The organism is Paenibacillus sp. FSL F4-0100 (assembly GCF_037993005.1).
Classification (GTDB): domain Bacteria; phylum Bacillota; class Bacilli; order Paenibacillales; family Paenibacillaceae; genus Paenibacillus_AQ.
In genome coordinates this window covers 5,490,820-5,509,606 of record NZ_CP150303.1, presented here as the reverse complement: position 1 = coordinate 5,509,606, position 18,787 = coordinate 5,490,820, and the positions used below count along the sequence as shown (strand labels likewise).

The window sequence follows — 18,787 nt, the reverse complement described above, 5'->3', positions numbered from 1 at the left end:
TCGGCATCACGCCTCAGCCTAAGATAAGTACTATCTAAGCTGGGGCGTTTCATTAGTACATAGAACGGTATGTGAAATCTTGCAATCATGAGTTCCCGTTCAAGGAGTGGAGTATGAAAAAAACAATCGTTTTATTATTGAGTATTATCATTATTTCAAATGGTATATGGAGTTATATGTATTTTAATAGTGTTGTTAAGTCGTCTAATATTGAGGTTCAAGTATACACACTTAATGGAACAGGAGAGAAGTGGAACATTACGGATTACAAAATAATCATCTCACCTAATAAAATTCTACGAGGACATGGAAATTTAGCATATAAGGGTGATCCGACAGATATTGAGAATAGCACCTATTATAAGCTTGAGTTCAAAGAAACTAATCCATATGGAGAATATGAAACAGTGTATGCGAATGTAGGGAGCTCTAAAGGTGGGCCAGTATCTATTTTAGCTGATCTTAATGATACAGGCTCTATAAAAAGTGAGTACTCTTACGACGAATTACAGAAGGATAGACAAAACTATGAAAGTACTACTTTAACGATTACATGGAATGATAATGAAGGAGAACTTCATTCTGAAATAATAAATCTCTCTATAGATAATGACATGCACATATAGATTTGTAAGAAATCAAGAGAGATTTTGACTAGATGCTATCTCAGATAGGTCTTCGAAGAAATTCATTCTGCGTTTTGTGAATGAGATCCAAAGAAGGGGATAAAACATGAGGGACATCATAAACATAAAGAGACTAACTACATTAGAAGAAGCTGAATTATTGGATCAAGAATTTGCTAAGCGTTATGGGTGGTATCGACAAGGAGATTATTATCATAAGTGCCTGAGTGAGAACACTACCAATAAACGAGTAACCATGATTGCTTATTACAATGATTCGTTGGCAGGATGCTGTCATTTAATCTATGAATCACAGTATCCTTATTTTATTGAAAACAATATTCCTGAGATTAATGATTTGAACGTATTTCCAGACTATAGAAGAAAGCATATAGCAAATAGATTATTTGATGAATTAGAACATATTGCCTCAAAGACCTCTAAATACATAGGGCTAGGAGTAGGATTATACAGGGATTATGGAAATGCCCAAAGAATGTATACATCTCGTGGATACGTGATGGATGGTAGGGGGATGTCCTATAAAAATGTTCAAGTAATACCAGGAGAATCAGTTAAAGTTGATGATGATCTGTTAATTTATTTAGTTAAGAATTTAAAGAGCAAGTTGTAAGTGTCAAAAGAAATGACGACGGTTAATGGGGGAAAATGGAGCGAATACAAGAAAAACAGCACGAGAAACTTATGAATGCCCTAATATTATCAGTAATCATTGTAAATACATAATTAGAAAGAAGGAAGTGAGATGAAGTGAAATCTCCTGGCGGTTCGATATTTCCTTATTATTACAAGGGCGGTGAAATTCATAGTCTAAAGTATGGGAATAAATATAAAGATGAAGAAACACTTTTTGAATTGATGAAACAAGAAGAGGATTTCATAATCAAAACAAACAAGAAATTAAAAATATGGGTGGATATGTACACAATACCGGTGACAAGTACGGTTCTTCAAGAATTAATAAATAATCTAAAGAATTTAGATAACTATATTGAGAGACTATCCTTTGTCGGGTTATCTGCAATAAACGAATGGAGGTTAAAAAGAAGTATCAAAAAAGCAGGAGTTACCCTTAAAATATCTTATTATTCTGACCCTGAAGAGGCCAAGACATGGTTAGTAAGTGAAAAATAAAATAAACGAGGGTTTGACTGTGAATTTGGAATATAAAATCAATGATAACTGTATTGTCAGCGAGGTTGAAGAAGTATTTATTCGATCAGGGATCAGGAGACCGGTAGGCGATTCAGATCGAATTCATAGGATGATAGATAATGCAGATGAGATTATAACGGTAAGAGAAGGAAGTAAACTGGTGGGATTTTTAAGGGCAATTACAGATTATTCATATTGCTGCTATATTTCAGATATTGCAGTGGATATGGACTATCAGGGATTAGGAATTGGCAAAGAACTAATAAGAGTATTGAGGGACAAATTAGGAGAAGACGAAATTCAATATGTCCTCACTTCAGCACCGAAAGCCGCAGGATTTTATGAGAGGATCGGATTTGAAAGGGCAGATAAAGCATTTGTAATAAAAAGAAAACGGAATTGACGATATGGATCAAAAATCCTCTCCGGTTCGTAATACAAGAAACTTATATGCTCCTTAATTCAGTATAATCAATAAATCATAGAATCGGGGATGTAACAATGATAACAGAACTGAATAAATCAGAGTTTTATAAAATAAGACACATTACGGATAAGTGTAAGAATATCGAGGTTAGGGCTGTGGTTAGCGGAAATAACCCGGGTGGGGTCTATGTAGATCATTCAACAGAACCCACAGCAGCATTCATTTGGATTGAAGGACAAAAAGGTTTTCAGATTGTTGGAGATCCGCAGAGTATATCTTTTTTAACAGGATTAGAAGAATACATGAGAAAGCATATAGAACCCAAACTACAGAAGCAAAATATTAATTGGGTCGAGATTGGCTTAGATCCTGATCCTTGGGATAAAACGATACAAAACATTTTTCAGCAGCGTAACATTTCGAGCGATACTCAACATGTGTTTACATTAAGAGGGAATCCTCAATCTATTGAATTTCAAAATCAAGAGGTGAATATTCAACGGATAAGTTGTGAGTTATTGAAGTCAAGACGATTGGAAAACCATTCGTTTTTAGAAAGCAAAATATTACGGTTTTGGGATTCTACAGACTCTTTTTTAGAGCAAGGCTTCGGATACTTTGTTGAGGATAATAACAATGTGGTGAGTTTATGTTTTTCAGCATTTGTTGTGGATAAAACGCATGCAATTGATATCGAAACTCTTGAACAGCATAAAAGAAGAAATTATGGCGCTGCAGTAGCTCGAGCATTTGTTCAGGAATGCCTACAACAAGGAATTCATCCTTACTGGGACTGTACTCCGGATAATACAGGGTCTATTCGACTTGCAGAGAAAGTTGGAATGTCCCTTGATTTTGACTACCAAATATCCTATTATGGTTTATCCTAATGGCATTTTAGAGAAACATCTCAGTTGATGAAAGGGTCTAAAGTTAAATTAGAGGAAGTGAGTAGTTTGGAATACCAGGTACCTAAACAATGTATTTCGGTTTCAGCTCTAGTCACTAATGATCGTGGTGAGGTATTGTTGCTTAGAACACATTGGCGTTCAGATACATGGGAAATGCCAGGTGGCAATGTTGAATTAGGGGAACCCCTTGATAAAGCAATTTGCAGAGAGTTTCTTGAGGAGACGGGCATCGTTATTAAGCCAATTGGTATAACCGGTGTTTATATGAATACAACAAAACAAGTTTTGTCTATATGTTTTAGAGCTCAATACATAAGTGGAGAAATTAAAATACAAGAAGATGAGATACTCGAAGCTAGATACATAAAAATTGATCAATCTAATATCGAGGAATACATAACGAGACCGCAGCAAAGATCTAGATTATTAGATGCGATGAATGCAGCATGTTTTGTGCCCTTTGAAGCTTGGGAAGCAAACCCCAATTATATGTTGTTACATAGATTGGAAGGAGGTTGGAAACCAGGTAAACCGGATCTTTAGGCCGAATCTATGAAACTTCCAAGAGATAGTAGGATGATAAAAAAGGAGACGTTATGGAAATCGAACTTATTCCTGTTACAGTTCAAGAGAAAGAAAGATTATCAAACATGTATCAATTTTATCATTATGATTTTAGTCGATATACTAATGAGGATTTATATGATGATGGAACATACGGGGTGAACATTGATTTCTATTGGGAAGATGACCCTAGATGGAACCCGTATTTCATAGTATCGTCAGGAGCAATTGTAGGATTCTTGGTTGTGCTTTTTGAAAACTTAGACACGGATCCAGACCCAACGCATGTAATTTATGATTTTATGATTTTGAAGAAATATAGAAGAAACGGGATCGGTCGCACCGCAGCTAAACAGGCATTTGGGTTATTCAAAGCAAATTGGAAAGTAGCTCAGATGGAGAGTAATATATCTGCCATATCTTTTTGGAGAAAAGTAATCAGTGAATTTTCCAAGAATAATTACACGGAGAGATACATGGAAGATTCAAAGAAATACATTCAAGAATTCAGTACAAAGAATTAACATCAGATAGTGTGTGGAGTTATTTGAAAGGTGAAGTGATTTTAATGAATTCTGGGGTGTTTCAATGATAATGAGAATTGCGACTAAGGAAGATATGGATCAACTCATTCGAATGAGATGGGATTTTACACTTGAGGACGATCTAGATGGAAAATTACAAAATGAAACCTATAGCGACTTTTACGAGGAGTGTTATGAATTTTTATTAGGTGCTTTTCAAAGTGATATTTGGAAAATATGGGTTGCTGAAGAAGACGGCATGGTCGTGTCCAACATATATATTGAACTCATTCACAAGGTACCGAGACCAGGAAGAATCACACATCCATTTGCATATATGACGAATGTATATACGAAACCTGATTATCGAGGTAAAGGAATAGGAAGTAAATTAATATCAAACATCAACGAATGGGCAAAAGAGAACAAATATGAATTTATTATAGTATGGCCCAGTGATGGAGGGGTTAATTTTTACAAAAAGAATGGATACCAGCACTGCAAAGAACCAATGCAAAACATGCTTTGTGAGTAAAACAGCCGGTATGAGTCCTAGAAAGACGAAGCGTGAAGGTAATCAATTCAACGAAAGAGAGTGAGCCCTATGAAAGTAGTCGAGCTCCATGAATTGAAATTAGTCGGAATAAGAGTGGTATGTTCAGGTGACCAGTATGTCAATGAGATCCCCAAGGCTTCTGTTAAACTTAAAGAAAGATTGCATGAGATTCATGACGTTGTAACACCGGCAAGACTTGTCGGTGCATTCTTCGTTGAGGAAGTATCGGAAGAAGAAGATGGTTATTGGGTATGTGTTGAGGTAAATGAAATCAAAAAAGTTCCTGAAGGGATGGTTTCTTTAGTCATTCCAAAACAAAAATATGCAGTCCAACGACATCAGGGGCCTAATCATGAAATTAGAAATACATATGAAAAGCTCCATCACTGGATACGAGAAAATAACCATGAACGATTCCTGAGATCCTGGCATCTGGAGATTTCGGATGAATGGGGACAAGGGAAAGTGGATGATATTGAAGCAGACTTGTATGACACCATTAAATAGATTTGAAGTTTGAGAAAGACGGTGTTTCATTCCAACGGAATAAATTGCGCCATCTGGCACTTGCTGTTATAATTTTGCGTATGATATGTGATTGGGGGTTATACTGATGGCAATACCGAATTGCTCATTAGCTAGGAAGTCCTCATGCAAAGCCTGATCTGGGGCGATACTTTGCGTGGGGTGCGATAGATGAATTCGATCGCCCAACCTTAACTTTATCGTTTCTAATAACAGGCTTTGCACCTTCATTTTTAATAAAAATAAGGGGCTGAAAGCTATGAGTACACCATTTATTAGAAACCACCAGTTTAATATGATTAAAAAACAATCGGAGTTCCTTCTGAAAACATTGCGAACGGTCGCGGATCGAAAGGTTTTGGAAACGGTTAGATATCGTGCCGTAACGAACGCTATGGAAGCATTTCCGTCTTTGACAGAGGATCAGAAGCGGATGCTGGACGAAATATCAACCATCGAGAGGGCCGAGGATTTCCAGAAATATCTTAACGCATTAGAACCCTATCTGGAGCCTTATCCGACGATTACGCTGAAACAGATTCAGAAGCTATTTCCTAAAAATAAGAAACTGAAAGTTCCGGATCTGCAATCGATCGACTTTCGATATGTAACGTATTTAGGCTGGGTGGACATTGCCACTAACAAGTTATTTATCGTATATCCGTTCGAAGGAAGATTCATCGGGATCGAGGGAAGAATTACCCCGACCAACAAGAAAGGGTACTGTCTGTTCTGCAACCGGCATCAAGAGCTTGCCTTGTTCTCGGTCAAGACCAAGCCAGCCGTCGCTTCACCAGATAATCTTTCTTTCATTGGCCAATACGTATGTTTGGATAGCCAAGCATGTAATCACAGTATTACCGATACAGGGGCACTTGAGAAGTTCCTTCTCTCCGCCAGCAAGTAAACACAGTAACTAAAATAGGCTGCCTTTAGGGGCAGCCTATTTTGTACTATGTTCCCGTTTGAAGGACATAAAAAGCCATGAAAGGACGTTCAACATATGAACCATGTAAGATTAGTTAAGCCTCAGCTAGAGATTGAAGAAGAATATTTATCATTTTATCAAGAATGGAAAGAATCCGGTGAGAATATGATCCCCTGGGTCATAAGCAAGGATCCAAGTGATTTTCAGGGAATGTTGAAGGAACTCTCTAATCAAGAGAAGGGGATTGGTGTAAAGGAAGGCTGGGTCTCCGATTCAACCTTTTGGTTGGTCGATCATCATCATAGAGTATTAGGTGCGGCTAATATTAGACATCAATTAACCGAACATTTATATAATGCTGGCGGGCATATTGGTTATGGAATCCGCCCGTTGGAAAGATTGAAAGGCTATGCGACTAAACTATTGGAATTGTCCTTGATTGAAGCTAAGAAACTGGGGATAAACGATGTATTAGTTGTCTGTGATGCCGGTAATGTGGGATCGGAAAGAACCATTATCAAGAACGGTGGGAAGCCGGATACAGATTACATAGAGGAAGATGGAAACGTAATTAAAAGATATTGGATTAAGAATACGTGACAGTAGCGATCAAGATCAGTTTCTACAAGAAGACAGGATATACTATCGGGGCTCAGTTTTTTCATTTGTTTAAGGCTGAGCCTCACCATGTATCTAACGCTTTTAATCTAGGGAAGAAAACACGATTTAGTGAAGGACTCAAGATTGTCCGTATCTTATATCGTGATCTTTTTTGGGAGCCTTAGTCAAGAATACGATGCAAGTGACCAAAATAACAGCTAGTGCGATCCACTGCGAAGTAGCGAGGGCACCGAACTGTCCTCGGATGATATCGCCTCTGAAAAATTCGATAATAAATCTCCCTGAACTATAAAAAATGAGATATAGACCTGCTATTAGGCCGTTAGGTCTCTTTCTTCTTGCAATGTAGATTAATATGAAAAAAATGGAAAAGCTGAGTAAGCTCTCTAATATTTGTGTAGGAATGAGTTTGACATCATTCGGGGCAAGCTGGGATTCGTGAAACGTAATTCCAAACCAACGATCCGTTTCTTCACCATAACAGCAGCCGGCGAGAAGGCAGCCAATTCTTCCAAAGCCTTGCGCTAATGCAAGGGAGGGTACAAAAAGGTCAAGGTATTTTAGAAAGCTTATCTTTTTCTTCTTACAATAGACATAACCAACCCCAATCCCCCCGATAATTCCACCGTATACCACAAATCCTTCCGAAAAATTCAGAACCAATGAAGGATCATGGATGATATTATTTATTTGGGTTATCCAAAACAAAAGCTTAGCTCCGATCAATCCGCCTAATAAGCTCCAGAAAGTTAGAGAGGAAACATGAGAAAGTTCCAGTTGCCTAGATGCGGTTCTATTAACAACGATCTTGTAAGCGATAAGGATTCCGATTGCGATCATCAATCCATATCCATAAATGGTCACAGGTCCGATACGAATGAGTTCATTGTGCATATGTTCATACCCCCATCATAGATTCCCGGATAAAATATTCTGTTTATGCTCGGCGTGATCAAACTACATGATGTAGTATAATAGTTCAAAAAAAGGGATTACGAATCCCCGGTCAACATAAAGAGTAGCAAAATGGAGCAGGATCTCAGAAAAGGCTTCAGCAGGGCTAGCGGAACATTCACCCCTCTGTCAGGCTCAAGAACCTGCATGACCCGGTATTGCAATGTCGTATCCGTAAAATGAACGGCAGCCTCATAACGCCGAAGCTTACCAAGTTTGGCTAATTTTAATAAGACACTGCCTAAATACAGCTCCGTGCCCATCTTTCGGATGGCGAATCGGTCAGCAAACAGCTCTTGCCACGTCTGATAGTACCGAAGAATTGGTTTAACGATTGGTAAATAACCAAAGGCGTCTGCCAGCAGGGTCGAAAAGAACGATTTTAAACCATCATGATTGCGACAGTGATATCGTTCATGCAGTAAAATTGCCTTTACTTCCTTGTCATTAAACATCTCTAAAACCGTAGTGGACACGACAATTTTCGGTCGCAGAAGACCAATTGTCAGAGCCACAAAGGCATTGTCCTGTACAACGATGATTTCCGTTCCCCAGCCGCGGTACTTGTAATTCAGGCGCTTGGTTAATTTATCGTGCCTGTTGGCACGGAAGTGCTTTAACCATTTATGCGATAAAACCAATTGCCGGGTACTTCGCCAAATGAGCTGAACAATTGTATATACAATGACAATGTCGACTAAGGCGTAATTCAGAACGGGACCTTGAAATATTCCGCTTCGGACCTGGTAGGTAATGAACATTCCCATATGTACGATGACAACAGAAACGAATACGATCATCAGTGCATAGGTACATCTTAGCCGTGTGGTGGGATTCATTGCTTTTTCCCGTGTCTGATATCGTTTAATTTACGCTCCAGCTTTGCGATCACCTCGGGATCGACATCATCCAGCGCATCGATCATATGGTTCACGACCAAGCTCCCATACTCTTGAATGAGTCCCTGCGACACTTCCTTTGTCTGTTCGGTGAGAAATTGCTCCCTTGACTGCAGCGGACTGAACTTGGCTGCCCGTGTCCGGCCGGTTCCCGTCATCGTCTTTGTCAGCAGGCCTTTATCCAGAAGACGATTCATGACCGTCATCACCGTATTGATCGAGATCGGACTCTCCTGATTCAGGATCGACTGGACTTCCTTGATACTAAGCGCTTCCGAAGACCAGAGAATATCCATAATTCGAGACTCCAGTGGTCCAAAAAATCGATTCAGGCCTTCACCATCGATATTCATTTTTTTAATCTTCATTCCTATTCCACCTCATACTACATATCGTAGTATGGTTGTGGATCAAAGTCAACTTCCTTCAGCCAGTGCCTAGCCTGGGGGACCATGGAGTGTCCCGGTACATGCGAAGCGTCAGTGGCAAAAGGTTTTTTGCCGTGCAGTCGAGAATGAAGAATATAGCATTGAATTATAAATCAAGAATAAACGGATTATTCGGGAGGAAGATAGCGTGAGCGAAAGATTTGAGTTAAAACACGTAGGAATAGAAGATCCTTCAGAGGAAACCGGCATGTCTGGGTTTGGGTATCTTGCGTTGTTCGAATGTGAAGTTGAATATCGTTTTAGCACGGAAGACATGAGTGTGGAAGAAGCGGAAATTTACATACAAGATCTGTTGAATCAGCTGCCGGATGAAACCATAAACGAAATATGCAAGAAAGCATGCGCGTGGAAAAATCTCAAAATGTCTAGCGATACGGCTGATTATCCTCCCGGCTTAGATGGAGTGCATGGAGAGGATATTTTGAAGTTTATGTCCGTAGGGGAAGTTGACCTTTATCGAAATCCTTATGATCGAAACGATAATACATTCGGAGCAATCTTGGGTGGAGGTACAGCGTGGGACTCCGAAAATGGTATGGAAATTCTGATACGGGGCAGTAAGGTTCTTGAGGTGCGCGAGTATTTAGGCTACGGCGCATATGCTATTTGGAGCGAAACCGACGAAATTGAGTGAGAAAGCGATATGAATCGGGCAATCAGTGATGTTTAAATCGTCCGGGACATCCTGTACTATCCAACGCAAAAAATGAATAAGGAAAGGAGCATAACCAATTGCTAGAGCTCTCAAGACAAGTGGTTTTCATTGACAGGGACGGAACACTTGGAGGAACCGATCGGGTTGTTTTGCCCAGTGAATTTGAGCTTTTTCCACAAGTACAGGATTCGATTCGTTCACTCAGAGCCGCAGGCATGCTTGTTTGTTCATTTACGAATCAACCTGGAATTGCTCGTGGCGAAGTAACACAGGACGAATTCGAATCGGAATTATTAGCCTTTGGTTTTGATAAGATCTATCTTTGTGCTCATGAGCATGGAGCGGGTTGTCCGTGTAGAAAGCCATCCGCAGGGATGCTGATGAGAGCCGCGGAAGAAAATAATCTGGACTTAGGGGAGTGCTTTGTCCTAGGGGATAGATGGACGGATATGGTTGCTGTCAAAGAAGCCGGTTGCAAGAAAGTGCTAGTGAAGACGGGAGCTGGCCCCAAGGAACTGGAAAAATATAATAACAACGAGTACTTCGGCAAATGGAAAGAAGCGTATCCTGATTTTATCGCGACAGATTATAATGAAGCCGTTACATGGATATTAGGAAGAGGCTATAAAGGGAGGGTTCTCCATGGATTTGAGTGAAAGAAAACAGTGGAATGAAAATCACAAAAAGCTAACCCAGATGATTCTGGATCCGGCCAAGCATCAGCGTGCGGTTGACCTATTCTTGCAGCAGCATCGCTTGTTACATTCATCAAGAATGAGCCATTCACCCATTGCGACCCTTGAGGATGAGTTAGTTAAAGATCTACAAGAGGAAACATATCGTCAATATCCAGTTACGGCTCCTGATACAAAAAACTCAATAATATGGCATATGTGGCATATCACGCGTATTGAAGACATGACGATGAGCGTGCTCGTAAATAACGATGTCCAAGTATTGCATTCAGGTCAATGGAACAAGAAACTCCACATTGATGATGTTCATTCTGGAAATGAAATGACGGAAGCAGAAATCGCTAATTTGAGTGCGGCTCTTGATATTGGTTCTTTATTAGCTTATCGAAGTGAAGTTGGGCGAAACACTCGTGAAGTCATATCCCGTTTATTTCCAGGCGACTTTAAGCAAAAAGTTGAAGCGGCAAGAATTCATGAACTTAAAGTACAGCATGCGGTTAAGGAAGAAGCATCGTGGTTGCTTGAATACTGGGGAAACAAAACGATTGCGGGATTAGTGCTCATGCCGGCGACAAGGCATATTTTTCTGCACTTGAATAAATCGATACGACTGAAACAAAGAATTCAAAAGTCCAAATAGTGAGGCTGGGATGCTATTTGTATTTACAAGGGAGGTTGTGCTAGGATGTTGTACGATTTGCAAGGCGAAGAGAATATGTCAACGATCGTGGGAATGTTATATAGCGCTGTCAGAGAGAACAGCCAACGTCTAAAGTCCATATCAGAGGGCATGGCCCAAGAGGAAATAGACTTCAAGGGACCTTGTGACAATTTCAATAGTGCCGCTCAGTTAATAAAACATATCATGTACGTCGACCTGAACTGGATTTATAGGATTAAAGGGGAGGCGCTTCCCCAGTCATTCATAGATGAATACGGCCCCATGATCGATGAACATAACAGGCTGCCAATGGTCAAAGGGATGCCTTTGGACATGCTTATATCTAAATATGAAGTTGTATTAAATATGTTGAAGGAAACATGCACGCAATTAACGGATGCTGATCTGGATAGCATTGTCACCTTTGGTCACGAAAATGAAAAGCAAGCCACCATCCGGTGGGGATTATGGCATATGGCCGACCATAACCGTTATCATCAAGCCCATATTAATCAGCTTAGAAAGTGGTACTCTGAGCAGAAGAGAAACATGGATCATGAATAAATGAATGGGAAAACCATTTCCTTGTTTGTCTTTATGAGACAATTCACCGTATCTACGCTGCAGCGTTCGTCCCTTGGTCTGCCCGAGGCATTTTATTTTATTTGAGTTTCATTCGGTCAATCATTTTTTTTAGGTTTATATCGCCAAACGCGTCGATTGTGCTATAATGATGTCGAATGGGCAACTATTCGCGTCATGTACAATAGAAAAAGTTATAGGCAATGGAAGTTTGGTGCAAATCCAACACGGTCCCGCCACTGTGATAGACCGAATGATCGGTCTTAAGTCAGGTCTTTTGTCTAATAACTTTGGAGAGACCAGTCATTTCGAGGCGAAAATGGCTGGTTTACAAGTCTAGTGACGTTTCCCGCCTCGCTAGGCTTTTTTTAATTGCAGCAGAGGCTGCCGACGATGTTGTCGGCCACAGCCGGGTGTTCGCCGCCGAATATATACAATGAGGTATAGCTCGCAAACGGGGAGATTCTTCAAGGACGAAGAAGCACGTGCACTATGGGGTGCATATCCCTTTTTTTTATTGATAGAGGCTGTTCCCAAAGTCCGCTTTTGATGACCGACCTTTTTGAACAGGCACTTATAAATTCGTGCCGTTAATGTGTCTGATCTAAGGACAAGTTCCGGAAGCGGTTGACGAAGATTGGAATGACGGTGTACAGTATATATGCAAAACTAAATGATAAGAAGCTGCACAATGGCGTGCATACATGATAACAAGCAAAGAGGCTTTTGAAGGGGATTTCCCTTTGAATGGCCTCTTTTTTTGTTGCAATTACTTCTTGGAGGTGCTTTACATGGATAAACTTTCGATTAAAGCCGACCTCTATATGGGGCAAGGCGCGATGGATCGTCTAACAGAGTGGCAAAACAAACGTATGTTCATTGTCACGGATCCATTTATGGTGAAGTCGGGCATGATTAACATGGTGTTTGATCGCCTGCACAGCAGTAACGAGCAATATGTTTTCAGCAATATCGTGCCTGATCCGCCGATTGAAGTCGTCACGGAAGGTGTCGAGGCGCTCTGTGCGTTCAACACCGATCTAATCATTGCCATTGGCGGCGGTTCTGCCATTGATGCCGCTAAAGCGATGAAGCTGTTTACGAAAAAGCTGCTTGACCAGCGAGATATCCCGTTCATTGCAATCCCGACGACAAGCGGGACGGGTTCTGAAGTTACGTCATTCTCCGTTATCAGCGACAAAGAAAAAAACATCAAATATCCGCTTGTATCCGATGACATGCTGCCGCAAGAAGCGATTCTCGATCCTGAGCTCGTCAAAAGCGTGCCGGACTTCATTACGGCCGATACCGGACTGGATGTTTTGACGCATGCCATTGAAGCGTATGTATCCACCAAATCCAATGATATCTCCGATGCGCTGGCGGAGAAGGCGATGAAGCTGGTCTTTGCTTATTTGCCGCGAGCTTATAAGGACGGAAATGATCTTGAGGCGCGCGAAAAAATGCATAATGCATCCTGCATCGCGGGGATGGCGTTTAATATTGCGTCTCTGGGATTGAATCATGGGATCGCGCATGTGGCGGGAGCCAAATTCAAAATTGCCCACGGACGCATGAATGCGATTCTTCTTCCGCATGTCATCGAATTTAATGCCGATTACAAGCCGGGTTACGGCAAGGAAGAAAGCAATAGAGCGGCGGTTCGGTATGCCGAAATTTCCAAAAGCTTGGGGTTATCCGCACCAAATGCCAAGAGCGGCGTCCGTAGTCTCGTACAGGCAATCAAACTGCTGCAGAAGCAATTGAATATGCCGCAAACGCTGCGCGAATGCGGTGTGGATCAATCGCTGTTTGGAGAGATGAGAGAGTCGATCGCCGAAGGCGCGCTGAAAGACGGATGCACGGCAACAAATCCACGCGTTCCTACGGCAGAGGACGTGCTTCAAATTTTGAACAAAATGTTTCAATTCTAAGATCGAGTCGAAATTTGACGGATTTCGTATTGACATCGCTTGCAATATTCAAATATAGTGAAAGTAACACAATGGCGTGTTGCATACAAATCAAAGCAAAGTGGCTTCTTAAAAATTCCGCATGGACTTTTAAGGGGCTTTTATTGTTTTTTGCAGTGAATTTTAGTTGCGTGTTCAAAAAGGCCGGTTTTCCCGGCTGATTCGATGCCGAGTTTACTTCTAGATTCACTTCGTGATAGATAAAGAATTTATTAGTTATCAGCGGAGGCTGATGAAATTCTATATCGCAAGAAAACCTACCTATGCATCGCGGTCGCTCATCCTTGAAGTGTCATCGATTAGGTTTTCTTATCAAAAGTGGACTTTTTGAACAACCTCTATTAGTGTTTTCGATACGAGAGTGAGATGAGGAGTATGGAACAAGGAGCCGAGAAACAACGTGTGATTCAGGAGTATGTGCCTGGCAAACAGGTCACGCTCGCTCACATTATCGCGAACCCGAACCCGGACATTTACAAGAAGCTGGGACTCGGAAACGAAGCGCATCAGTCCATCGGCGTTATGACGATCACGCCAAGCGAAGCCTCCATCATTGCAGCGGATATCGCTACAAAGGCGGCTGGCGTACAAATCGGCTTTGTCGACCGTTTCAGCGGTTCACTCGTCATTACGGGCGATGTATCATCAGTAGAATCTGCGATCAGCGCAGTGCTGCATGGATTGCAGAATATATTGGGCTTCTCGGCAAATACGAACATTACGAGAACGTAGGAGAAGCTTATGATGAAGAAAATTATTTTTGCCGGAAGTACAGGATCAGGCAAAACCACGCTGTGCCAATGGCTGCACGGTGAGGAGATTGCCTATAAGAAAACGCAAGCCGTCGAAAATTTCGATCAGGCGATCGATACGCCGGGCGAATGCATCGAGAACCGGTATTTATACAAAATGCTGTTAGTATCCAGTGTAGATGCCGATGTCATTGGGCTGGTTCAGGATTGCACGAAAGAAGACAGCTATTTCCCGCCGGCTTTTGCAACGGTATTCGCCAAGCCGGTTATCGGAGTGGTAACGAAGGTGGAACTGGCCAAGTCGCAAGAAGAAATCGCGCAGGCTAGAGCGCATTTAATGGCGGCCGGCGTGGAGCGGATTTTTGAAGTCTCGACGATCGAGAACGTGGGAGTGGATGCTCTTCGGGATTATTTGAGGGCGTAAACGACTTGGATTCTAGTTCAAATGCAAGCGGGGCTTATTGATAGACAAGCGACAAGCAAATAACGACAGACAATGAGGTGCATGACGCATGAATGGAAAAATTGTAATAGTCGATGACGAACCTATTACAAGAATGGATATTCGTGAGATGCTAGAAGAGGCTAACTACAATGTAGTAGGCGAAGCTTCCGATGGCTTTGAAGCTATCGAATTATGCAAGAAGCATCTGCCTGACCTCGTCATCATGGATGTTCAAATGCCCATTTTGGATGGGCTCAAGGCGAGTAAAAGAATTCTTTCAGAACAGCTGGCGGGCGGGATCATCCTTTTGACCGCCTACAGCGACAAACAGACGATTGAAAAAGCATCTTCTGTCGGTGCGCTTGGTTACTTGGTAAAGCCGCTTGATGAAAAGTCGTTCATTCCTATGGTGGAAGTCACGATAGCCAGAGGCAAAGAATTCCGAAAGCTGGAACAAGATCTCTCAAAGCTGACGCAGAAGATGGAAGAACGCAAAGCGGTCGAGAAAGCGAAAGGCATATTGATGAGAGAAAATGGCTACACGGAAGAGGAAGCCTATCAAATTTTGCGAAAACTCAGCATGGATCGGCGATGTCCTCTGATTGAAATTGCTAGTACCATCGTCATTTCCTATGATTGATTTCAAAAAACGGATCAGGCAGCTTTGCAGCCTTCACACCGGATTGTCGGAAGAGGATATAGTCCGGATCTGCGAAATAGCGGAGTCATTTCAAATGACCGAGGTAGAGGATGATGTGTTCATCGACGTATTGTCGAGCGTGGCAAGCGAAGCCATCGTGGTCTATCATCGTCGTCCATGTGAAGGCAAATCGGTGTATTATTTTCCGGTTACGGGGGAGAAGGCGCTGCGCGAGAATGAACCTGGCGTCCTGCGGACGCTTGAAACAGGCATTATGTCGCAGGGGCTCGTCGCCAGGACGCAGGAGAATCATCTGGTTCGGCAAACGGTATATCCTATTAAAAATCAAAGCGGCGTCATTGCCGTTCTGATCTATGAAAAAGATGTCCGCGACAATATACAAGCCCACTTCAACAGGCAGAGAGCGTCATGCGAGGATGGGGAGATGTCCTCGATGCTGGGGGCTATGCTGCAGTTCAAGGATTCGATTATCAATCAATTGGAAGACGCCGTTCTGGTGTTCGATAAATATGGGTTTTTGAAGCTGAAAAATGAACAGGCGGACGTATATTACAGACAGCTTGGTTATTTGGAAGATATCCAAGGATTGCATTATGATAATTTGTCGCTTGATCAGACGATGTTCTCCGAGGTCATGAGCCAGCATTCATCCTCGCTATGTTGTCCGCTTACGGTGGAAGTGAAAGCCGCCGGACGTTACTATCAGGTGAAACGCTTGTTCATTGAGGAAAAGGATTTATGCGTAGGCGTTATTCTGCATGATATAACCGAGATTAGAAACAAGGAAGCTGAGATCGTTTCTAAATCGGTTGCCATTCGCGAAATTCATCACCGGGTAAAAAACAATTTGCAGATGGTAGCGTCTCTGCTGCGCATTCAGGGGCGGCAGTGCAAAAGCCCTGAGGCCAAGAAATGCCTTGATGACAGTGTCAGTCGCGTGCTCGCGATCGCCGCAACCCATGAATTGCTGTCGACGGAGATCGAAGCCGAAGTGGATCTCATGGATGTTATACGATTGATTGCATCCAATATCGAACGCTGTTTTGTTGATTGCCGCGCCGTCAAGGTGGAGATTGCTTCAGAGCAAAACATTTGCTTGGACAGTGATCGGACCGTAACTGTCGCGCTGATTGTAAGCGAACTGCTACATAACAGTTATGAACATGCGTTCGGCGATTGTTCGGAGGGAAGAATTTCCGTCAAGACAAAAGTAGAAGGCGGGCTGGTGACGGTCGTCGTGGCAGACGACGGAGCCGGGTTCGTTGTCGGGGAAACTTCGCATAAAAGCTTGGGGCTGACGATTGTCCACAGCTATGTTAAAGACAAGCTGAAAGGTAAGCTTTCGATCGTATCAAGCGATACGGGCACAACAGTGACTTTTACGTTCAAAAAATAATATCATCGGACTACAAGGGCGTAGTCTTCGAAGCAATGAGGCTTAAAGTAAACCTTCCGGTATATCCGGAAGGTTGTCACTTTAAGCCTTTCTGCATTCTTTAAGAGGTTTTTCAAAAAGTCCGCTTTTGATCACGCAGTAAATCAGGAAGCGGGCTCGGCATCGAATCTTGAATTCAGAAGGGCCTTCCGGTGCTCACGTACCCCAATGTACGCTCCGCTCCTCAGTCCCTATCTTCATTCAACCTTCTCGGTGCTGAAAACCGACCTTTTTGAACTCGCACTTCAAGTTGTAGTCCGGGTGATATTGAAATCAAGCCAGGGGGTGAACAAAGTGGAAGAACAATTGCTCAGCGTTGGCATCGATATGGGAACTTCTACGACCCAACTGGTGCTGTCTAAGCTCCATATTCAAAACATGGCTTCTTCGTTTTCGGTGCCTCGCTTGGTTATTACAGAAAAAGAAGTGGTCTATCGAAGCGACATTTGTTTTACACCCGTGTTGGAAGATAACCGGATCGATATGTTGAAGATTCAGTCGTTCGTGCAGGAGCAATACGAGAAGGCAGGCATCCGCAAGGATGAGATCCAGACAGGAGCGGTCATCATCACGGGTGAGACGGCACGCAAAGAGAATGCGAATGAAGTCGTGCTCTCGCTAAGCGGCTTTGCCGGTGATTTCGTAGTCGCAACCGCAGGGCCGGATCTGGAGAGCATTATTGCCGCCAAAGGCGCGGGTGCACATTCGTATTCCAAAGAGCATTCCACCTGCATCGCCAACATCGACATTGGCGGCGGTACAAGCAATTTGGCATTATTCAACGATGGCGAACTGTTGGATACGGGCTGCCTCGATATTGGGGGGCGCCTGATCAAGGTTGATAAAAGTTCGCATGAAATCACGTATATCGCGCCTAAAATCAAGCAGCTTGCCGAGCAAAGGGGATTCCGTCTTGCTATAGGCCAGCGGGTCACTCCAGATGATCTTCAGCCGATTATCGGGGAATTGGTCAAGCTGCTCGAAGAAAGCGTCGGCCTCAGACCACCGGGAGACTTCTATAACACCATCGTCACCAACAAAGGGCTGAAGCTGGACCTTGCGATTCCGTGTATTTCCTTCTCAGGAGGGGTTGCAGACTACATTTATCATGAATCCACAGGGGACGTATTCGAGTTCGGAGACATCGGTATATTGCTTGGAAGAGCAATCGCCTCTTCTCCGCTAACGCAGCAGCTGACCGTTGCCCGTTCAGCCGAGACCATCCGGGCTACCGTTGTCGGAGCAGGATCCCATACGACGGAGATCAGTGGAAGCACGATTACCTATACGGATGAAAGTTTCCCGATCAAGAATTTACCGATCTTGAAGCTTTCTGTGGTCGACGAGTCCGGAAGCAGTGAGCAGTTGGCAAAGGCCATCACCGATAAGCTGGATTGGTTCAAACTGAACAATGATTTGCAGCGGGTGGCCATTTCGATTGAAGGAAAGAAAAATGCAAGCTTTCAGGAGGTTCAGAAATATGCCCAAGGTTTGTACAAAGGGATGTCTGAACTGCTGGAGCGGGAGTATCCGCTCATCGTAATTGTTCATCACGATCTGGCGAAGGTGCTGGGGCAAACATTGTACGCGTTGCTGAATTACAAGAAAGATGTCATCTGCATCGACAGCGTACAGGTAGACAATGGCGACTATATCGACATCGGCAAGCCGATTGCGGGTGGCAAGGTGCTGCCTGTCGTTATTAAAACGCTTGTTTTTCACTAAGAGTCGCACATTAACGATTCGAGTTTCATCTATTCGAGCTGCA

24 protein-coding genes and 1 riboswitch are annotated in these 18,787 nt (G+C 42.7%); of the genes, 21 read left to right on the top strand and 3 right to left on the bottom strand.

What is annotated here, in order from left to right; all coding sequences use genetic code 11:
- Positions 1 to 113 precede the first annotated feature (113 nt).
- The 11 genes from MHH48_RS24955 to MHH48_RS24905 all read left to right on the top strand — a co-directional run bounded on the left by MHH48_RS24955 (position 114) and on the right by MHH48_RS24905 (position 6,837).
- Positions 114 to 626 (top strand): hypothetical protein, encoded by a 513-nt coding sequence (locus tag MHH48_RS24955; protein WP_076325802.1) that lies wholly within the window; start codon positions 114 to 116, stop codon positions 624 to 626.
- 106 nt (positions 627 to 732) lie between these two features.
- Positions 733 to 1,260: a GNAT family N-acetyltransferase gene (locus tag MHH48_RS24950; protein WP_144023520.1), complete on the top strand. Its 528-nt coding sequence runs from the start codon at positions 733 to 735 to the stop codon at positions 1,258 to 1,260.
- Positions 1,261 to 1,397: 137 nt separating this feature from the next.
- Positions 1,398 to 1,781, top strand: a complete 384-nt coding sequence (locus MHH48_RS24945; RefSeq protein ID WP_076325803.1) for a hypothetical protein — start codon at positions 1,398 to 1,400, stop codon at positions 1,779 to 1,781.
- A gap of 19 nt (positions 1,782 to 1,800) precedes the next feature.
- Positions 1,801 to 2,205 carry a GNAT family N-acetyltransferase gene (locus tag MHH48_RS24940; protein WP_076325863.1) on the top strand — a complete coding sequence of 135 codons (405 nt, stop codon included), beginning with the start codon at positions 1,801 to 1,803 and terminating at the stop codon, positions 2,203 to 2,205.
- A 98-nt stretch (positions 2,206 to 2,303) separates the two neighbouring features.
- On the top strand, positions 2,304 to 3,119 hold the full coding sequence (locus tag MHH48_RS24935; RefSeq protein WP_076325804.1) for a GNAT family N-acetyltransferase: 816 nt from the start codon (positions 2,304 to 2,306) through the stop codon (positions 3,117 to 3,119).
- A gap of 66 nt (positions 3,120 to 3,185) precedes the next feature.
- A complete protein-coding gene (locus tag MHH48_RS24930) occupies positions 3,186 to 3,683 on the top strand; it encodes an NUDIX domain-containing protein (protein WP_256720801.1) in 498 nt (165 codons plus the stop codon).
- Positions 3,684 to 3,736: 53 nt separating this feature from the next.
- The gene (locus MHH48_RS24925) at positions 3,737 to 4,228 is read left to right on the top strand and encodes a GNAT family N-acetyltransferase (RefSeq protein ID WP_076325806.1); all 492 of its coding nucleotides are present in this window, start codon (positions 3,737 to 3,739) and stop codon (positions 4,226 to 4,228) included.
- A 70-nt stretch (positions 4,229 to 4,298) separates the two neighbouring features.
- Positions 4,299 to 4,763 carry a GNAT family N-acetyltransferase gene (locus tag MHH48_RS24920; RefSeq protein WP_256720802.1) on the top strand — a complete coding sequence of 155 codons (465 nt, stop codon included), beginning with the start codon at positions 4,299 to 4,301 and terminating at the stop codon, positions 4,761 to 4,763.
- Between the two features lie 69 nt (positions 4,764 to 4,832).
- Complete coding sequence (locus MHH48_RS24915) at positions 4,833 to 5,291, top strand: GyrI-like domain-containing protein (RefSeq protein ID WP_076325808.1); 459 nt, start codon at positions 4,833 to 4,835, stop codon at positions 5,289 to 5,291.
- A gap of 277 nt (positions 5,292 to 5,568) precedes the next feature.
- A complete protein-coding gene (locus MHH48_RS24910) occupies positions 5,569 to 6,216 on the top strand; it encodes a FusB/FusC family EF-G-binding protein (protein WP_076325809.1) in 648 nt (215 codons plus the stop codon).
- Between the two features lie 96 nt (positions 6,217 to 6,312).
- Entirely contained in the window at positions 6,313 to 6,837 is a 525-nt protein-coding gene (locus MHH48_RS24905; protein WP_076325810.1) for a GNAT family N-acetyltransferase, read from the top strand.
- Positions 6,838 to 6,975: 138 nt separating this feature from the next.
- Here the strand turns inward: MHH48_RS24905 and MHH48_RS24900 are convergent, their stop codons facing one another.
- From MHH48_RS24900 to MHH48_RS24890, 3 genes are all read right to left on the bottom strand, one after another.
- On the bottom strand, positions 6,976 to 7,752 hold the full coding sequence (locus MHH48_RS24900; RefSeq protein WP_076325811.1) for a prolipoprotein diacylglyceryl transferase: 777 nt from the start codon (positions 7,750 to 7,752) through the stop codon (positions 6,976 to 6,978).
- A gap of 98 nt (positions 7,753 to 7,850) precedes the next feature.
- Positions 7,851 to 8,651 carry a M56 family metallopeptidase gene (locus MHH48_RS24895; RefSeq protein ID WP_076325812.1) on the bottom strand — a complete coding sequence of 267 codons (801 nt, stop codon included), beginning with the start codon at positions 8,649 to 8,651 and terminating at the stop codon, positions 7,851 to 7,853.
- On the bottom strand, positions 8,648 to 9,079 hold the full coding sequence (locus tag MHH48_RS24890; protein ID WP_076325813.1) for a BlaI/MecI/CopY family transcriptional regulator: 432 nt from the start codon (positions 9,077 to 9,079) through the stop codon (positions 8,648 to 8,650). The genes MHH48_RS24895 and MHH48_RS24890 overlap by 4 nt, the downstream gene beginning before the upstream one ends.
- Before the next feature lie 208 nt (positions 9,080 to 9,287).
- Between MHH48_RS24890 and MHH48_RS24885 the strand changes: the two genes are divergently transcribed.
- The 10 genes from MHH48_RS24885 to eutA all read left to right on the top strand — a co-directional run bounded on the left by MHH48_RS24885 (position 9,288) and on the right by eutA (position 18,744).
- Entirely contained in the window at positions 9,288 to 9,794 is a 507-nt protein-coding gene (locus MHH48_RS24885; protein WP_076325814.1) for a hypothetical protein, read from the top strand.
- Between the two features lie 98 nt (positions 9,795 to 9,892).
- Positions 9,893 to 10,471, top strand: coding sequence for an HAD-IIIA family hydrolase (locus MHH48_RS24880; protein WP_076325815.1), 579 nt, complete (start codon positions 9,893 to 9,895; stop codon positions 10,469 to 10,471).
- A complete protein-coding gene (locus MHH48_RS24875) occupies positions 10,458 to 11,150 on the top strand; it encodes a DinB family protein (protein ID WP_076325816.1) in 693 nt (230 codons plus the stop codon). The genes MHH48_RS24880 and MHH48_RS24875 overlap by 14 nt, the downstream gene beginning before the upstream one ends.
- A gap of 45 nt (positions 11,151 to 11,195) precedes the next feature.
- Positions 11,196 to 11,735 (top strand): DinB family protein, encoded by a 540-nt coding sequence (locus tag MHH48_RS24870; protein ID WP_076325817.1) that lies wholly within the window; start codon positions 11,196 to 11,198, stop codon positions 11,733 to 11,735.
- 197 nt (positions 11,736 to 11,932) lie between these two features.
- A riboswitch (adenosylcobalamin (AdoCbl) riboswitch) is annotated at positions 11,933 to 12,086 on the top strand.
- Between the two features lie 458 nt (positions 12,087 to 12,544).
- A complete protein-coding gene (locus tag MHH48_RS24865; protein ID WP_076325818.1) occupies positions 12,545 to 13,687 on the top strand; it encodes a 1-propanol dehydrogenase PduQ in 1,143 nt (380 codons plus the stop codon).
- Positions 13,688 to 14,101: 414 nt separating this feature from the next.
- Positions 14,102 to 14,458, top strand: coding sequence for a BMC domain-containing protein (locus tag MHH48_RS24860; protein ID WP_076325819.1), 357 nt, complete (start codon positions 14,102 to 14,104; stop codon positions 14,456 to 14,458).
- Between the two features lie 12 nt (positions 14,459 to 14,470).
- On the top strand, positions 14,471 to 14,902 hold the full coding sequence (locus tag MHH48_RS24855) for a EutP/PduV family microcompartment system protein (protein WP_076325820.1): 432 nt from the start codon (positions 14,471 to 14,473) through the stop codon (positions 14,900 to 14,902).
- A gap of 88 nt (positions 14,903 to 14,990) precedes the next feature.
- Positions 14,991 to 15,563 (top strand): ANTAR domain-containing response regulator, encoded by a 573-nt coding sequence (locus MHH48_RS24850; RefSeq protein WP_076325821.1) that lies wholly within the window; start codon positions 14,991 to 14,993, stop codon positions 15,561 to 15,563.
- Entirely contained in the window at positions 15,556 to 16,980 is a 1,425-nt protein-coding gene (locus MHH48_RS24845) for a sensor histidine kinase (protein WP_076325822.1), read from the top strand. Before MHH48_RS24850 ends, MHH48_RS24845 begins: the two co-directional genes overlap by 8 nt.
- Positions 16,981 to 17,313: 333 nt before the next feature.
- On the top strand, positions 17,314 to 18,744 hold the full coding sequence (gene eutA / locus MHH48_RS24840) for an ethanolamine ammonia-lyase reactivating factor EutA (RefSeq protein WP_076325864.1): 1,431 nt from the start codon (positions 17,314 to 17,316) through the stop codon (positions 18,742 to 18,744).
- Positions 18,745 to 18,787: the final 43 nt, after the last annotated feature.

What these genes read in the sequence shown, in the direction of transcription:
- MHH48_RS24955 (WP_076325802.1), top strand. Translation starts at nt 114, where the DNA reads ATGAAAAAAACAATCGTTTTATTATTGAGTATTATCATTATTTCAAAT.
- MHH48_RS24950 (WP_144023520.1), top strand. Translation starts at nt 733, where the DNA reads ATGAGGGACATCATAAACATAAAGAGACTAACTACATTAGAAGAAGCT.
- MHH48_RS24935 (WP_076325804.1), top strand. Translation starts at nt 2,304, where the DNA reads ATGATAACAGAACTGAATAAATCAGAGTTTTATAAAATAAGACACATT.
- MHH48_RS24925 (WP_076325806.1), top strand. Translation starts at nt 3,737, where the DNA reads ATGGAAATCGAACTTATTCCTGTTACAGTTCAAGAGAAAGAAAGATTA.
- MHH48_RS24920 (WP_256720802.1), top strand. Translation starts at nt 4,299, where the DNA reads ATGAGAATTGCGACTAAGGAAGATATGGATCAACTCATTCGAATGAGA.
- MHH48_RS24915 (WP_076325808.1), top strand. Translation starts at nt 4,833, where the DNA reads ATGAAAGTAGTCGAGCTCCATGAATTGAAATTAGTCGGAATAAGAGTG.
- MHH48_RS24910 (WP_076325809.1), top strand. Translation starts at nt 5,569, where the DNA reads ATGAGTACACCATTTATTAGAAACCACCAGTTTAATATGATTAAAAAA.
- MHH48_RS24905 (WP_076325810.1), top strand. Translation starts at nt 6,313, where the DNA reads ATGAACCATGTAAGATTAGTTAAGCCTCAGCTAGAGATTGAAGAAGAA.
- MHH48_RS24900 (WP_076325811.1), bottom strand. Translation starts at nt 7,752, where the DNA reads ATGCACAATGAACTCATTCGTATCGGACCTGTGACCATTTATGGATAT.
- MHH48_RS24895 (WP_076325812.1), bottom strand. Translation starts at nt 8,651, where the DNA reads ATGAATCCCACCACACGGCTAAGATGTACCTATGCACTGATGATCGTA.
- MHH48_RS24890 (WP_076325813.1), bottom strand. Translation starts at nt 9,079, where the DNA reads ATGAAGATTAAAAAAATGAATATCGATGGTGAAGGCCTGAATCGATTT.
- MHH48_RS24875 (WP_076325816.1), top strand. Translation starts at nt 10,458, where the DNA reads ATGGATTTGAGTGAAAGAAAACAGTGGAATGAAAATCACAAAAAGCTA.
- MHH48_RS24870 (WP_076325817.1), top strand. Translation starts at nt 11,196, where the DNA reads ATGTTGTACGATTTGCAAGGCGAAGAGAATATGTCAACGATCGTGGGA.
- MHH48_RS24865 (WP_076325818.1), top strand. Translation starts at nt 12,545, where the DNA reads ATGGATAAACTTTCGATTAAAGCCGACCTCTATATGGGGCAAGGCGCG.
- MHH48_RS24860 (WP_076325819.1), top strand. Translation starts at nt 14,102, where the DNA reads ATGGAACAAGGAGCCGAGAAACAACGTGTGATTCAGGAGTATGTGCCT.
- MHH48_RS24855 (WP_076325820.1), top strand. Translation starts at nt 14,471, where the DNA reads ATGAAGAAAATTATTTTTGCCGGAAGTACAGGATCAGGCAAAACCACG.
- MHH48_RS24850 (WP_076325821.1), top strand. Translation starts at nt 14,991, where the DNA reads ATGAATGGAAAAATTGTAATAGTCGATGACGAACCTATTACAAGAATG.
- MHH48_RS24845 (WP_076325822.1), top strand. Translation starts at nt 15,556, where the DNA reads ATGATTGATTTCAAAAAACGGATCAGGCAGCTTTGCAGCCTTCACACC.